The organism is Phenylobacterium sp. (genome assembly GCF_036563385.1).
Taxonomy (GTDB): domain Bacteria; phylum Pseudomonadota; class Alphaproteobacteria; order Caulobacterales; family Caulobacteraceae; genus Phenylobacterium.
This window is the reverse complement of sequence record NZ_DATCML010000004.1, coordinates 1071153-1084439: the sequence shown is the minus strand read 5'-3', so window position 1 is coordinate 1084439 and position 13287 is coordinate 1071153. Positions and strand designations below refer to the sequence as shown.

General features: G+C 69.8%; 9 protein-coding genes. 2 read left to right on the top strand and 7 right to left on the bottom strand.

What is annotated here, in order from left to right:
• Positions 1-10 precede the first annotated feature (10 nt).
• Both VIL67_RS06190 and VIL67_RS06185 read right to left on the bottom strand, forming a co-directional pair.
• A complete protein-coding gene (locus VIL67_RS06190) occupies positions 11-1657 on the bottom strand; it encodes an NAD(P)/FAD-dependent oxidoreductase (RefSeq protein WP_332047964.1) in 1647 nt (548 codons plus the stop codon).
• A gap of 404 nt (positions 1658-2061) precedes the next feature.
• A complete protein-coding gene (locus tag VIL67_RS06185; protein WP_332047963.1) occupies positions 2062-2964 on the bottom strand; it encodes a terminase small subunit-like protein in 903 nt (300 codons plus the stop codon).
• Between the two features lie 494 nt (positions 2965-3458).
• Here VIL67_RS06185 and VIL67_RS06180 point away from each other — a divergent pair, with 494 nt between their 5' ends.
• Positions 3459-3731 carry a hypothetical protein gene (locus VIL67_RS06180; protein WP_332047962.1) on the top strand — a complete coding sequence of 91 codons (273 nt, stop codon included), beginning with the start codon at positions 3459-3461 and terminating at the stop codon, positions 3729-3731.
• An 851-nt stretch (positions 3732-4582) separates the two neighbouring features.
• Here VIL67_RS06180 and VIL67_RS06175 read toward each other — a convergent pair.
• A complete protein-coding gene (locus tag VIL67_RS06175) occupies positions 4583-5653 on the bottom strand; it encodes a ribonucleotide-diphosphate reductase subunit beta (protein WP_332047998.1) in 1071 nt (356 codons plus the stop codon).
• 127 nt (positions 5654-5780) lie between these two features.
• Here VIL67_RS06175 and VIL67_RS06170 point away from each other — a divergent pair, with 127 nt between their 5' ends.
• Complete coding sequence (locus VIL67_RS06170; protein ID WP_332047961.1) at positions 5781-6434, top strand: glutathione S-transferase family protein; 654 nt, start codon at positions 5781-5783, stop codon at positions 6432-6434.
• Positions 6435-6444: 10 nt separating this feature from the next.
• On the opposite strand, the gene VIL67_RS06165 is transcribed toward VIL67_RS06170, so the two are convergent.
• The 4 genes from VIL67_RS06165 to VIL67_RS06150 all read right to left on the bottom strand — a co-directional run bounded on the left by VIL67_RS06165 (position 6445) and on the right by VIL67_RS06150 (position 13233).
• Complete coding sequence (locus tag VIL67_RS06165; protein WP_332047960.1) at positions 6445-8262, bottom strand: patatin-like phospholipase family protein; 1818 nt, start codon at positions 8260-8262, stop codon at positions 6445-6447.
• A gap of 81 nt (positions 8263-8343) precedes the next feature.
• Positions 8344-9123 (bottom strand): lipid A-modifier LpxR family protein, encoded by a 780-nt coding sequence (locus VIL67_RS06160; protein ID WP_332047959.1) that lies wholly within the window; start codon positions 9121-9123, stop codon positions 8344-8346.
• 214 nt (positions 9124-9337) lie between these two features.
• Positions 9338-11197: a ribonucleoside-diphosphate reductase subunit alpha gene (locus VIL67_RS06155; protein WP_332047958.1), complete on the bottom strand. Its 1860-nt coding sequence runs from the start codon at positions 11195-11197 to the stop codon at positions 9338-9340.
• Between the two features lie 254 nt (positions 11198-11451).
• Positions 11452-13233 carry an SLC13 family permease gene (locus tag VIL67_RS06150; protein ID WP_332047957.1) on the bottom strand — a complete coding sequence of 594 codons (1782 nt, stop codon included), beginning with the start codon at positions 13231-13233 and terminating at the stop codon, positions 11452-11454.
• Positions 13234-13287 lie beyond the last annotated feature (54 nt).

Genomic DNA, 13287 nt, shown 5'->3' with positions numbered 1-13287 from the left:
GGGGGGCGCCTCAGGCGGCGGCCTCTCCGGCCACCGCGCGGGCCACCGCCTCGGCGACCTTGATGCCGTCCACCGCCGCCGAGAGGATGCCGCCGGCGTAGCCCGCCCCCTCGCCGGCCGGGAACAGGCCGCGCACGTTCAGGCTCTGGAAGTCGGCCCCGCGGGTGATCCGCACCGGCGATGAGGTCCGCGTCTCCACCCCGGTCAGCACCGCTTCGGGGTCGTCGTAGCGGGGGATCCTGCGCCCGAACACCGGCAGGGCTTCGCGCATGGCCTCCACCACATAGTCGGGCATGATCGCCGCCAGGTCGGTGGGCCGCACGCCCGGCTTGTAGCTGGGGACCACGCCGCCCAGCGCCGTGGAGGCCCGCCCCGCCAGGAAGTCGCCCACCAGCTGGCCGGGCGCGAAATAGTCGCTGCCGCCCGCCACGAACGCCCGGCTCTCCAGCTCGCGCTGCAGGGCGACGCCGGCCAGCGGGCCCTCGCCCGGATAGTCGGCGGGCGAGATCCCCACCACGAACCCGGAATTGGCGTTCCGCTCGTTGCGCGAATACTGGCTCATCCCGTTGGTGACCACGCGGTTCGGCTCCGAGGTCGCCGCCACCACGGTGCCGCCCGGGCACATGCAGAAGGAATAGACCGTCCGGCCGTTGCGGCAGTGGTGCGACAGGGAATAGGCCGCCGCCCCCAGGTCCGGATGCCCGGCGCAAGGCCCGAACAGCGCCCGGTCGATCCACGACTGCGGGTGCTCGATGCGGAAGCCGATGGAGAACGGCTTGGCCTCCATGTACACGCCCCGCCCGTGCAGCATCTCGAAAGTGTCGCGCGAGGAATGGCCCACCGCCAGCACCACCTGGTCCGCCTCCAGGAACTCGCCCGTGTGCAGGTGCAGGCCGCGGACGCGCCGTCCCCCGTCTGGTCCGCGGTCCAGTTCCACGTCCGTCACCCGCTGCGTCCAGCGGTACTCCCCGCCCAGGCTCTCGATCTTGGCCCGCAGGCTCTCCACCATGGTCACCAGCCGGAAGGTGCCGATGTGCGGGTGCGCCTCGGTCAGGATCTCCGGCGGCGCCCCGGCCGCCACGAACTCGGTCAGCACCTTGCGGCCCAGGAACCGCGGGTCCTTGATCTGGCTGTAGAGCTTGCCGTCCGAGAAGGTGCCCGCGCCCCCCTCGCCGAACTGCACGTTGGACTCCGGGTTCAGCTCGCTGCGCCGCCACAGGCCCCAGGTGTCCTTGGTCCGCTCGCGCACCACCTTGCCCCGGTCCAGGATGATCGGCCGGAAGCCCATCTCCGCCAGGATCAGCCCCGCGAACAGGCCGCAGGGCCCCGCCCCCACCACCACCGGCCGCAGCCGCCCGGTCCCGGGCGCGCCCACGCCCGGCGGCGCCGTCGCCACGTGGCGGTAGGCCGTGTCCGGCGTCGGGCGCACGTGGGGGTCGGCGGCCAGCCGCCGCAGCACGGCGGCCTCGTCCTTCACCTCCGCGTCGACGATATAGACCTTCAGGATCGCGGTCTTCCGGCGCGCGTCGTGCGCCCGCTTCCACACCGACCAGCGCAGGAGCTCGCCGTCGCGCAGCCCCAGCCGCGCCGCGATCGCCGTCGGCAGGTCTTCCGCCGCGTGGTCCAGCGGCAGCTTCAGTTCCGAGATCCTCAGCATGTCGCCGCCTATGTAGCGGCTCGCGCCCGCGTGCGCATCGGGTCCGCGGCTGATGGCCTCCCCGCCCCCGGCGCAGCTAGACCGGAGAGTAAGTCAGCCGCGTCAGGCCTAGAAGCCCGTCCCTCGGACGGACCCTGTCATTGATCTCATGGCGGCCAGTTTGCGGACCGGGATCGGCTACTCAAGGACCGGCCTCCGGCCGGCCGCCCCGCGGCGGCCCTCCGGGCCGTCCTTGACTTGCCGAGCCCGGTCCGCTTGCATCTGCCGTGAGATCCATGGCGCAGCAGGCATCTGCGATGCCTGCTTCACCTGGACGGCGGGGGTAGCCCGGGGTGGAGCGCCTACGCGGAAGGGCGAACCGGAAAGCCGCGCCTGACGCTGCGGCCAAGCCCACGCTCCGCCCCCTACTCCTCCACCCCCTCGTCGGGCAGCCACCGCCGGCCGAGGCCGCGCTTCAGCCGCCCGCGCCGCCCGTTCAGCTCCCGCAGCGCGGCCTTCGTCGCCCTCAGGTTCGACGGGGTGGCGGCCATGGCGATCTCGTACTCCCGCTCCATGAAGTCCTCCTCGCGGATCTGGCAGGCCAGCTGCAGGTCCGAGGCGAACTCCGGTCGCGTGGCGACCCAGCTGTAGAGCGTCTTGAGCTTCGGCCGGTCGCTGCGCCCTGCCGCCGCCCAGGCCTGCGCCAGGCTGCGGAGCGACGCCCCCTGCATCATCGCCTCGACGATCTCCGGCGTCAGGTCCTCGACCTTCGCCCGCGTGCGCGCCGCCTTGCCGAACCGCATGCAGACCCGCAGCTCGTGGTCGAACCCGGGCGTCTCCCGCCGCCACCGCTCCAGCACCTTGAGGCAGGGGAAGGCCTTGTCCGAGCGCAGGATGTCCCTCAGGCGGTCGCCGCGACCGCAGCGGACCAGGATGCGGTCGGCGATCTGCCGGTCGAAGGCGCGGCTGGGCTTGCGCGGCTTGCCCTCGCGGCTGCGCCGCCAGTAGGCGCGCAGCTCGCCATCGAACAGGTGGTCCTGCTGCCGCCAGAGCTTGAACACCGCGCGGCTCGGCAGGTGCGGCGAACTCTGCAGGATTTTGTGCAGTTGCTCGCCCTCGCCCAGCCGCCGCCAGATCTCGGCCAGCTTGGCCGGGTCGACCACGACGCCGGCCCGGGCCTTGGCCAGCGCCCGCGCTTCGGCGATTGCCGCGGCGAAGGCGGCGTCCTTGCGGGCCCAGCTGTGCACCAGGACCGTGGAGGGCATCTGCGGGTCCTCGCACACCGCCTTCAGCGTTTCGCCGGCCGCCAGCCCTGCGATTGATCGCATCCTTCACATGCGTCTTGAACGCAAACCGGTAGGTCATGCCGCCCACCGTCGCACGCCGCTACGACAGCTCCGGTCGCAGGCGGTCCCAAGGCCTAATGGACCGTCCTCCGGACGCACCCCGTCATTGATCTCATGGCGGCCATCCTGCCGGCCGGGATCGGCAACTCAAGGACCGGCCTGCGGCCGGCCGCTCCGCGGCGACGCCTCGGGCGTCGTCCTTGACTTGCCGAGCCCGGCCGGCTCGCATCTACCGTGAGATCCATGGCGCAGCAGGCATCTCGCGATGCCGCTCGCCACGAGAGCCCGGCCAACATGAGCCGGACCAGCGGAGCCAGGACCACGGCGAGGCGCTGATCGCCTGACCCGCCGCCCGCAACTTGGGATCGCTGGCGCGCGACGGGTGTTCTCGTTACGTTCGTATCCTGTCGTGTCTCCGCCGCCCAGTACGAGTACCCCGCTTGGTCCCGCCGAACCCGGATCGCGTGCCCGTCTCCATGCGCCGCCGCAAGTGCGAGACCGTGACGGAGATGGAGGCCCGCGGCTGGGACGTGCTGGCGAAATGCCAGGCCTGCGGCCTCACCACCCGCGTCAACCTCCGCCACGTGGCGCGCATCCGCGGCCCGGCGTTCAGCCTCTGGAACCGCCGCGCCCGCTGCAAGCGCGTCGCCTGCCCCGGCGCCGCCCAGTTCCTCGGCCGCGCCCCCGACATGAGCTGGCACGAACCCCTCGACGCCCCCTGGCCCGAAGGCAAGCCGCCGCCCGCCTAGCCAAACCCCCGCGCCCTAGCTCCCCCGCGAAGCTGCGGGCCCCCAACTGTCATCCCGGTTTCGGCGCAGCCGAAGACCGGGACCTCCATCTCCGCGCCGACCGAGCCCGCACGAGCCCTGCCGCCGCGCCTCCCCTTCTCCCACAGGCGCTGAGAGGTCCCGGTCTTCCGCTTCCGCGGAAACCGGGATGACAGTGGGGGAGGCGACCATCAGGCCTCTTCACCACCTACCTCCCCCGCGAAGCGGCGGGAGGGGGACCGCCCGCCGACGCCCGCCCCCGCGGGCGGAAGAGCGGGAGGTGGAGGGGGCAAGCCCCACGCAGCACCGCCCCCAACTGTCATCCCGGTTTCCGCGGAAGCCGACGACCGGGACCTCCATCTCCGCGCCGACTCGACCGCGCGCGGGCCTGCGGCCCCGTCTCCTCCTCCGCCCCAAGCGATGAGAGGTCCCCGTCTTCCGCGTTCCGCGGAAACCGGGATGACAGTGGGGGGATGCGGCGAGCAGGCCTCTTCATCACCCTCGGCAGCTATTCCGCGGGCGCCGCCCCTACCTCCCCCGCTCTTCCGCCCGCGGGCGGAAGAGCGGGGGGTGGAGGGGGCGAGCCCCACGCACCGGGCCGCCAGCGCCCGTCTTTCCGCCGCGCCTGAGGCTCGCCCCCTCCACCACAGGCTCTCCGCGCTGCGCGCTCGGCCGGCGGTCCCCCTCCCGCCGTTGCTGCCGCAACGGGGGAGGTAGAGGGCCTCCGAAGCGAATGAAAACGGCGCCGCCAGCTCCTGGCCGGCGGCGCCGTGTTCATCGATCCGGCCCTTGGCTGCGCCCGGACCGTGATCACCGCGGATCTGTGTCGGGGATCACTCCCCCGCCACCAGCTCCCCGCTCTCCTTGCGCTTGGCCATCAGGGCGTCGAAGCTCGCCCAGACGCCCTCGTTGCCGTGCCACGAGCCCTTGGTGGCGGCCTTGGAGTACTCGGTGCTGCGCGCCTCGAAGAAGTTGGCGTGCTCGACGCCCGAGAGCAGGGACTGCAGCCAGGGCAGCGGGTTCTCGTTGGTGACGTCGTAGACCTGCGGCAGATCCAGTTGGCGCAGGCGCCAGTTCGCGATGAAGCGGATGTACTTCTTGATATCGTCCGGGGTCATGCCCTGGACCTCGCCGGCCTCGAAGGCCAGGTCGATGAACTTGTCCTCCAGGCCCACCACGGTCTTGCAGCAGTCGACGATGTCGTCGGCCACCGCCTTGGTGACCGCGCCGGTCTCCTTGTTGAAGGCGTGGTAGAGCTTGATGATGCCTTCGCAATGGAGGCTCTCGTCGCGCACCGACCAGCTGACGATCTGGCCCATGCCCTTCATCTTGTTGTGGCGGGGGAAGTTCATCAGCATGGCGAAGCTGGCGAACAGCTGCAGCCCCTCGGTGAAGCCCCCGAACATCGCCAGCGTCCGGCAGATGTCGGCGTCGGTGTCGACCCCGAAGGTCTGCATGTAGTCGTGCTTGTCGCGCAGCGCCTTGTAGTCGAGGAAGGCGGTGAACTCGGAATCGGGCATGCCGATCGTTTCGAGCAGCAGGGCGTAGGCCGCGATGTGGATCGTCTCCATGTTGGAGAACGAGGCCAGCATCATCTTCACCTCGGTGGGTTTGAAGACGCGGCTGTAGCGCTCCATGTAGTTGTCGTTCACCTCGACGTCCGATTGGGTGAAGAACCGGAAGATCTGGGTGAGCAGGTTGCGCTCGCGGTCGTTGAGCTTGGACGCCCAGTCCTTGAGGTCCTCGCCCAGCGGCACCTCTTCCGGCATCCAGTGGACCTGCTGCTGCTTCTTCCAGAAGTCGTAGGCCCACGGGTAGCGGAACGGCTTGTAGGCGTAGGACGGGGTGAGCAGGCCCGGCAGCGGGCGGGAGGACGTGGCGGCGGACGGCGTCTGGACGGTCACTGGCGGCTTCCCCTGCGCGCGGATCGTGAGCTTGATGGGACTCAAGGTGGCGCCGATTTCCGACAACATCTAGCGCCAAGTTGGCGCAGGCGCCCAACATGTTGTGAAGAACCTGGGGATGGAAACCATGGACCCGACCTATCGCCTCTACGGCTCCCCCGGCTGGGGCTCGACCATCGTCGAGGCCACCCTGACCCTCATGGGCGAGCCCTACGCGCGCGTGGACCTGAAGGAAGGCGTCTTCGCGCATGAGGACGAACGGCTGACCCGGGTGAACCCGCTGGCCCAGGTGCCGGCGCTGGTGCTGCCCTCCGGTGAGCTGCTCACCGAGAGCGCCGCCATCCTGCTGTGGCTTACGGAGCAGCACGCCGAGGCCGGGCTCGCGCCGCTGCCCGGCGATCCCGCCCGGGCGCAGTTCCTGCGCTGGATGGCCTACATCCCCGGCCAGATCTATCCGATGTACTGGGTGCGCGACATTCCCTCGCGCCTGGCCGAGGGCGAGGCGGCCGAGCAGGTGATCCTGGCCCGCACCGCCGAGCGGATCGCCGACTGCTGGCGCATGATGGACCAGCAGGTCTCGCCGGGCCGCTACATCCTGGGCGACCGGCTGAGCGTGCTCGACCTCTACGTCACCGTGGTCTCCCGCTGGACCCCCAGGCGCCGGCGCTTCTACGCGGTCGCGCCGAAGATGGCGGAGGTGGTGCGTCGCGTCGACGCCGAGCCGCGCCTGGCCGGGCTCTGGGCCGAGCGGTTTCCGTTCGACGACGGCTGGGAGGGCTAGCCGCCGGCCGTCAGTAGCCGCGGTCGGAGCGGCGGCGGTCGGCAGGGTTCAGGCCGTCCCGCGCCGTGGTCAGCGCGTCCCGGAACATCTTCTCCACCGCCTTGCGCCCGCCGAACAGTTTCCAGTAGGCGGCGAACCCCGTCCGCAGCAGCCAGTTGGCGCCCAGGGTCTTCAGCAGGTTCTTGCGCAGGCCGTCCGCCCGCTTGCCGAAGGCCGTGGTGAGACGGTCGATGTCGCCCTTGTCGAGGGCCTGCCACGACCACTCCGGATCGTTTGAACACTCCACGTCCGCCGTCCCGCGCAGGGGGATGATCGGGTACTCGTCTTCACGCTCTTCCCGGGCCGTCCAGCCCGTCCTGCCGTGGAACAGGGCGTGGCCTTTCGGCAGGTGGAAGTGCCGCCTGAGGAAGGCTTGGGCGTTGCGCCGGCCGAGCAGGAAGTCGTGCTCGCGATAGGCCTCGTCGGCGAAACCCAGCACGGCCTTCATGGGCGAGGTCATCAGCGACAGGCCGGGGCCCCATCCCTCCTTCGGATTGTTCGGGCTGCAGCGGGAGGGCGCGATCATGAAACGGCTGCGGCTGTCCTCGTCCTTGATCAGGGCGAGGTCGAAGGTGCTGAGCCGCGCCTGGCTGATCGGTGCGAAGACCAGCGCCGACAGCAGCCGGCCCAGCCGCGTCCGCGGGGTCACGGGCTTGCCGTCGGACTCGCGCTCGGCGCCCGGGTCGCCGGGCACGCCGGCGGTCTCGTCCACCAGCGGATCCACCAGGACCACCGCGCGGCAGGCCTCCAGCGGGGCGCGGGGATTGCGGCCGCGCTCGCCGGCGAGCCGGCGGCGCGCCAGGTCGAACGGCGCGTCGTCGAAGAGGCCGCCGTCCGTGGCGGTGAAGCTGAAGTCGGGGGTGGGCCGCTCGCGCCAGGCCGGCAGGTCGACAATGGCCCGGCCGAGCGCCTCGTCCCAGCAGGCTGCGCGCCAGTCGTAGGCCCGCGGGTCCTGGGCGATGCGCACCGTGCGGAAGACCAGGGGGATGGCGGCGCTGGCCACCGCCGTTTCGCCGAACAGCGCCCAGGCGGGACCCTGGTCGAACTCGCCGGCCTTGAGCAGGTGGGCGTCGGGCGCATCCGCCTTACCGAAGCGGCGGCCGCCGGCGACGTCCGTCTGCACCGCAAAGGCGACGTGATCGCGGTGCATGTGCAGCCGCTGGTTGACGTTGGTGGTCGGCGCCAGGTTGTTGAAGTCGAGCGCGTAGGGCACGCCGCGCAGGTCGCCCACCACGACCCGCAGGTCGAGCGGGTCGGCCAGCCAGTCGCGGCCTGAGGCGAAGGGCGCCTCCGCGACCAGCTTGAACACCGTATCGCGCACGTCGCGCGGCGCGGCGTAGAACAACGACGGCTCGCCGGCCTCGGCGTCGTCAGGATGGGCCAGCAGCTTGTCGAGGCTGATCTCCTTCACCCAGGCGCGCCAGAGCGGGTTCCTGTCCTTCTCCTGCGGCCTCCCGTCGCCGATCTGCGCCCAGATCTGCGGGTCGTAGACGTGTGGAAAGCGCCGGACGCTCATCAGGGCGGCCAGCGAGACGCCGAGGCCTCCGGCGGAGGTCCCGACGAGGGTGGTCAGGCGCACGTCGTGGTCCGGCGCCTGGCCGGCGTCGCGGGCCTCGCCCCAGCACTCGAGCGCTTCCAGGATGAAGTCCAGGACGCCGGCGATGTAGGCGCCGGTGGAGGTGCCGCCCGTGCAGGCGAGCGCGATCTCGAACCGGGTCTTGTCCTCCGCCGATCGCGTCGCCGGAAAGTGGACCTCCAGGTCCGCCTGGTTGTACGCCCGCAAGGCCATCGCCGCCCCTCCGTCCCGGAGCGAAGCTTAGGCATAACGCCGGCGGGCGCCTAGCTGCGGTTGTGACTCGGGAAGGTTCGCCTACTGGCCGGGGCGGATGGCGAAGCTGAAGGCGGCCACGGTGTCGTCCCGGGTCATCTGGCCGAAGATCATCTTCTCGCCGCGCACCTCGCGGTGGACGACGCCGAACGACGTCTGCATCGCGCCCTTGCGCCAGCCCACGCCCACCTGGGCGTCGCCCACCAGCTCGGACGTGGGGTCGGTGGTCCAGCCGGCGCGGTCCCAGTCGCCTTCGCTGCGCAGCATGTTCAGGCCCACGGCCCGGCCGCTGGCGGCGGCGAACAGGTACCAGCGGCCGCGGTCGCCGAAGCTGGCGCCGTCGCCCACGCCCATGTCCTTCAGCTGCTCGACGGCGCGCTCCTCGCGGGTCTTCGGGGCCGACAGACGCACCTCGGCGCCCGCCTCGGCCGAGCCGCCGCGGTTGCCGACGCCCACGCCGGCGTGCGGCGACAGGTCGACGTCGAACTTGCCGGCCTCGAAGCTGAGCGCCTTGGGCCAGGTGCGGATCAGGCTGACGTCCACGTCGCGCGGCTGGAACTCGGCGCGGTCGAAGGCCAGCGGCCCTCCGGGGGCGTCCAGGACGCCGGCGACGCTCAGGCGCACCGAGTCCACCGATCCGTGGGCGCGGCTGGAGAGCGGCGCCTCGCTGACCGCGAACTTCGCCCGCTGGCCGTCCAGCACCGCGTCGCGCTCGGCGAAGGCGGCGGCATGCAGGGCCTGGGTGGCGGAATGGGGAACGAAGGATTGGGCGGACGCAGCGCCTGCGCCGCCCACGGAAAGCACGATGGCTGCAAGAGCCACTCGCCGCATCCTGTCTATCTCCCAGCCCACGTCATGACGCGTGGTTCAAGCTGCACTGTCCCACGAACAAGCTAAGCCGCAAACCGCAAACTTGTTCCTGACCTGGGGACGCTCGCCCGCATTTCGTCGGCTGGCAAGGGAATACTGCGCGGCAAAAAGGCCGCAGGATCGCTGCGGCCTCTTCACTATGCTCAAGCTAACCTTAACGGCGCCACTATTGGCAGGCGAGGCACTCCTCGTAATCGGTCTTGCCCTCGGTAGTCATTTCGACCGCCGCCAGCCCCTCGCCCCCCGCATGCGCCGCCCGCTGCACGGACTTCGACCGCAGGTAATAAAGAGACTTACAACCACGCTCCCAAGCAGACCAGTGGAGCATGTGTAGATCCCACTTGTCGATATCCCCGGGAAGGAAGAGGTTTACTGACTGCGACTGACAGATGTCAGGTGTACGGTCAGCAGCCAACTCAACCACCCAGCGCTGATCGATCTCGAACGCAGTCTTATACACGTCCTTCTCGTCCTGCGCCAGGAAATCGAGGTGCTGAACCGAGCCCTCGTTCTCGAGAATGGAGTCCCACACAGCTGATGTATTCTGCCCCTTCTCCTCGAGCAGGCGCTCCAGGTAGGGGTTCTTCACCGCGAACGAGCCCGACAGGGTCTTGTGGGTATAGATGTTGGCCGGGATCGGCTCGATGCCGGCGCTGGTGCCGCCGCAGATGATCGAGATCGACGCGGTCGGCGCGATGGCGATCTTGTGGCTGAAGCGCTCCATGACGCCACGATCGGCCGCGTCCGGGCACGGGCCGCGCTCGGCGGCGAGCTTGCGCGAAGCCGCGTCGCAGCCGCGGCGCAGCGTCTTGAAGAGCCGCATGTTCCAGCTCTTGGCCAGCGCGCTCTCGAACGGAACGTTCTGGGCCTGCAGGAAGGAGTGGAAGCCCATCAGGCCCAGGCCCACCGAACGCTCACGCTGCGCGGCGTAGACGGCGTTCTTCATTTCCGGGGGCGCCCGGCTGATGAAGTCCTCGAGCACGTTGTCGAGGAAGCGCATCACGTCTTCGATGAACGTCGGGTGGTCGCGCCACTCCAGGAACTTCTCGGCATTGACCGAGGACAGGCAGCAGACCGCGGTCCGCTCCTGGCCCAAGTGGTCCTTGCCGGTGTGCAGCATGATCTCGGAGCAGAGGTTCGACTGCCGCACCGACAGGCCGAGCTCGCGCTGATGCTGCGGCATGGCGCGGTTCACGGTGTCCGAGAAGATCAGGTAGGGCTCGCCGGTCTGCAGGCGGACCTCGAGGATCTTCTGCCAGAGCGAGCGGGCGTCCACCTCGCGGATCACCTCGCCCGTCTTCGGCGAGCGCAGGCCGAACATCGCGCCGTCGCGCACGGCTTCCATGAACTCGTCGGTGATCGACAGCCCGTGGTGGAGGTTCAGGCTCTTGCGGTTGAAGTCGCCGGACGGCTTCCGGATTTCCAGGAATTCCTCGATCTCCGGGTGGTGGATGTCCAGGTAGACCGCCGCCGAGCCACGGCGCAGCGAGCCCTGGGAGATGGCGAGGGTCAGCGAGTCCATGACCCGGATGAAGGGGATGATGCCGCTGGTCTGGCCGGCGCCCTTCACCTTTTCGCCGATGGAGCGGACACCACCCCAGTATGTGCCGATGCCACCGCCGTTCGAGGCCAGGGCGACGTTCTCGTTCCAGACGCTGACGATGCCATCGAGATTGTCGGGCACCGCATTCAGGAAGCATGAGATCGGCAGGCCACGGTCGGCGCCGCCGTTCGACAGGACGGGCGTCGCCGGCATGAACCAGAGGTTCGAAATGTAGTCGTAGATGCGCTGGGCGTGGTCGGCGTCGTCGGCGAAAGCCGTGGCCACGCGGGCGAACATGTCCTGGTACGACTCGCCAGGCAGCAGGTAGCGGTCCTCCAGCGTCGTCTTTCCGAAATCCGTCAGCAGGGCGTCACGCGACCGGTCGACCTCGACCTTGCGGACAAGCTGCAGCTGCGGGCGGTCGGCGCGGGTCTCCGCGCGGCCAGCCTGCTCGACGATCCCAACCTTCGCCGCTTCACTCATCGTCCTGGACCCGTCCCCTAAGAGGAACCCGGCGCCTTCGCCGCGGTTCCCAGCTGCCCCTACATGTTGTGTGTCCCAGCACCCAACCTGCCCACATATGGGGACACGTTGGCTAAGGAGTCGTCAATGAGGCGAGCCGTCCGCCCCCAGGCTTTTTTCGTAAAGCAGAGGTTAATTGGCTAACGGCCCCCTCGGTGGATTGAGCTATGGGCGGATGGTCGCAGCGCCAGTTCACGCGACTGTGAAGTGGCCGCTCAACCCGCCAGCGGCCACACCCACGAAATGAGGATGGTGCCCGCAACCAGGACGAGCACACTGAGCGGGGCGCCCAATCGGGGATAGTCGGTGAACTTGTAGCCGCCGGGAGCCATGACCAGCGTGTTGCACTGGTGACCAATGGGGGTGAGGAAGTCGCACGCCGCGCCAAGGGCGACCGCCATCAGGAAGGGGTCCGGATTGAGCCCCAGCAGCTTCGCCAGCGCGCCCCCAATCGGTGCGACGATCAACACCGTCGCAGCGTTGTTCAGAAACGGGGTCGCCGCCATCGCAACCAACATGACGGCGCCGACGGCCAAGACCGGCGGCTGACCGCGAAAGGCGTCGGCGAGCCCCGCAGCTACGAGGTCCGCCCCGCCTGTCGCGCGGATCGCGTCGGAAACCGGGATCAGCGCGGCGATCAGCACCAGCACCGGGCCGTCCAGGGCTGAATAAGCCTCGCGCATCCGGATCGCCCCCACCAAGACCATGGCGAGGGCGGCGGCGAAGAACGCCATGGCCACGGGCGTGATGCGGAAAGCCACGAGCACCATGGCGGTCAGCAGGATGAGCGCCGGCGCCACGCGGTGGCGAATGCCGCCCAGTCGCACCTCCCGCTCAGCAAGTGGGAGCAGGCCCAAGGTCTTGAGCGCGCCCGGGAGGGTTCGCTCGCCCCCCTGCAACACGATGATGTCCCCCTGTCGCAAGCGAACGGTCCGCAGCTCGCGGGTCGTGCGGTAGCCCGCGCGGCTGACGGCGAGCAGGTTCACGCCGTGCTGGCCGTAGAGATCCTCCTGCTGGGCTGAGCGGCCCACTAGGCTCGAGTCAGCGCCGATCACCGCTTCGACGACGCGCACCTCGTCGGTCGGCTCCTCCATGGCCACCGGCCGATCGGAACGCGTCAGCTTCAGCTTGGCGCGCTGGATCAGGGCGTCCAACGCCTGCTGCTCGCCCTCCAGCAGCAGCACGTCGCCGGGTTGAAGGCGAGTGTTGGGATGCGGGGCCGAGCGCCGCTTCCCGGCGCGCAGCAGAGCCATGACCGTCACCTCGTTCTGGCCAAGGGCCTGCAGGTGGCGCACCGTGCGCCGCTCCAGACTCCAGTCCTCCGGGACCTCCACTTCGGTGAAGTAGGGCGCGCTTTCCAGCGCCGCGTCCATGGTCTCGGCCGTCACCCGGCCCAGCGGCAGCAGCCGGTACCCGAACGACAGGAACACCAGCCCCAGGGCTGTGATGCCGAGGCCCACCGGCGCGTAGTCATACATGCCGAACGGCTGGCCCAGCAGTTGCTCGCGCACCTCTGAGACCAGGATGTTCGGAGAGGTCCCCACCAGGGTCACGGTGCCGCCGATCAGCGAGCCGAACGCCATGGGCATCAAGAGGCATGAGGGCGCGGTGTTCGTCCGCTTGGCCACCTGCAGGGCGATGGGCATCATGATCGCCAGGGCGCCCACGTTCTTGGTGACCATGGACAGGAGGGTCACCGCGGCCGTGAAAAGCGGCACCTGGGTTCGCGCGCTGGTCAGGTGCGGCAACACGGGTCGCAACACCGTCTCCACGATGCCAGACCGGGCGAAAGCGGCGCTCACCACCAGGGCGCAGGCGATGATCACCGTCACGTCGTTCGCGAACCCTGAGAAGGCGTCCTCCGCCGGCACGACGCCGATGGCGACGCCGAGCACCAGGGCCGTCAGGGCGACAACGTCATAGCGCCAGCGTCCCCAAATGAAGGCGGCGATCGTGATCCCGATCAGGCCAAAGGCCAGACCCTGCTGAAGCGTCATGCACGTCCCTCGCGCCGGCTCCCCGGCGTCCGCGGCACCAACGCGCAAGACTCT

Excerpts from the sequence above, each read along its gene's own strand:
- VIL67_RS06190 (WP_332047964.1), bottom strand. The coding sequence starts at position 1,657 with ATGCTGAGGATCTCGGAACTGAAGCTGCCGCTGGACCACGCGGCGGAA.
- VIL67_RS06185 (WP_332047963.1), bottom strand. The coding sequence starts at position 2,964 with ATGCGATCAATCGCAGGGCTGGCGGCCGGCGAAACGCTGAAGGCGGTG.
- VIL67_RS06180 (WP_332047962.1), top strand. The coding sequence starts at position 3,459 with ATGCGCCGCCGCAAGTGCGAGACCGTGACGGAGATGGAGGCCCGCGGC.
- VIL67_RS06170 (WP_332047961.1), top strand. The coding sequence starts at position 5,781 with ATGGACCCGACCTATCGCCTCTACGGCTCCCCCGGCTGGGGCTCGACC.
- VIL67_RS06165 (WP_332047960.1), bottom strand. The coding sequence starts at position 8,262 with ATGGCCTTGCGGGCGTACAACCAGGCGGACCTGGAGGTCCACTTTCCG.
- VIL67_RS06155 (WP_332047958.1), bottom strand. The coding sequence starts at position 11,197 with ATGAGTGAAGCGGCGAAGGTTGGGATCGTCGAGCAGGCTGGCCGCGCG.
- VIL67_RS06150 (WP_332047957.1), bottom strand. The coding sequence starts at position 13,233 with ATGACGCTTCAGCAGGGTCTGGCCTTTGGCCTGATCGGGATCACGATC.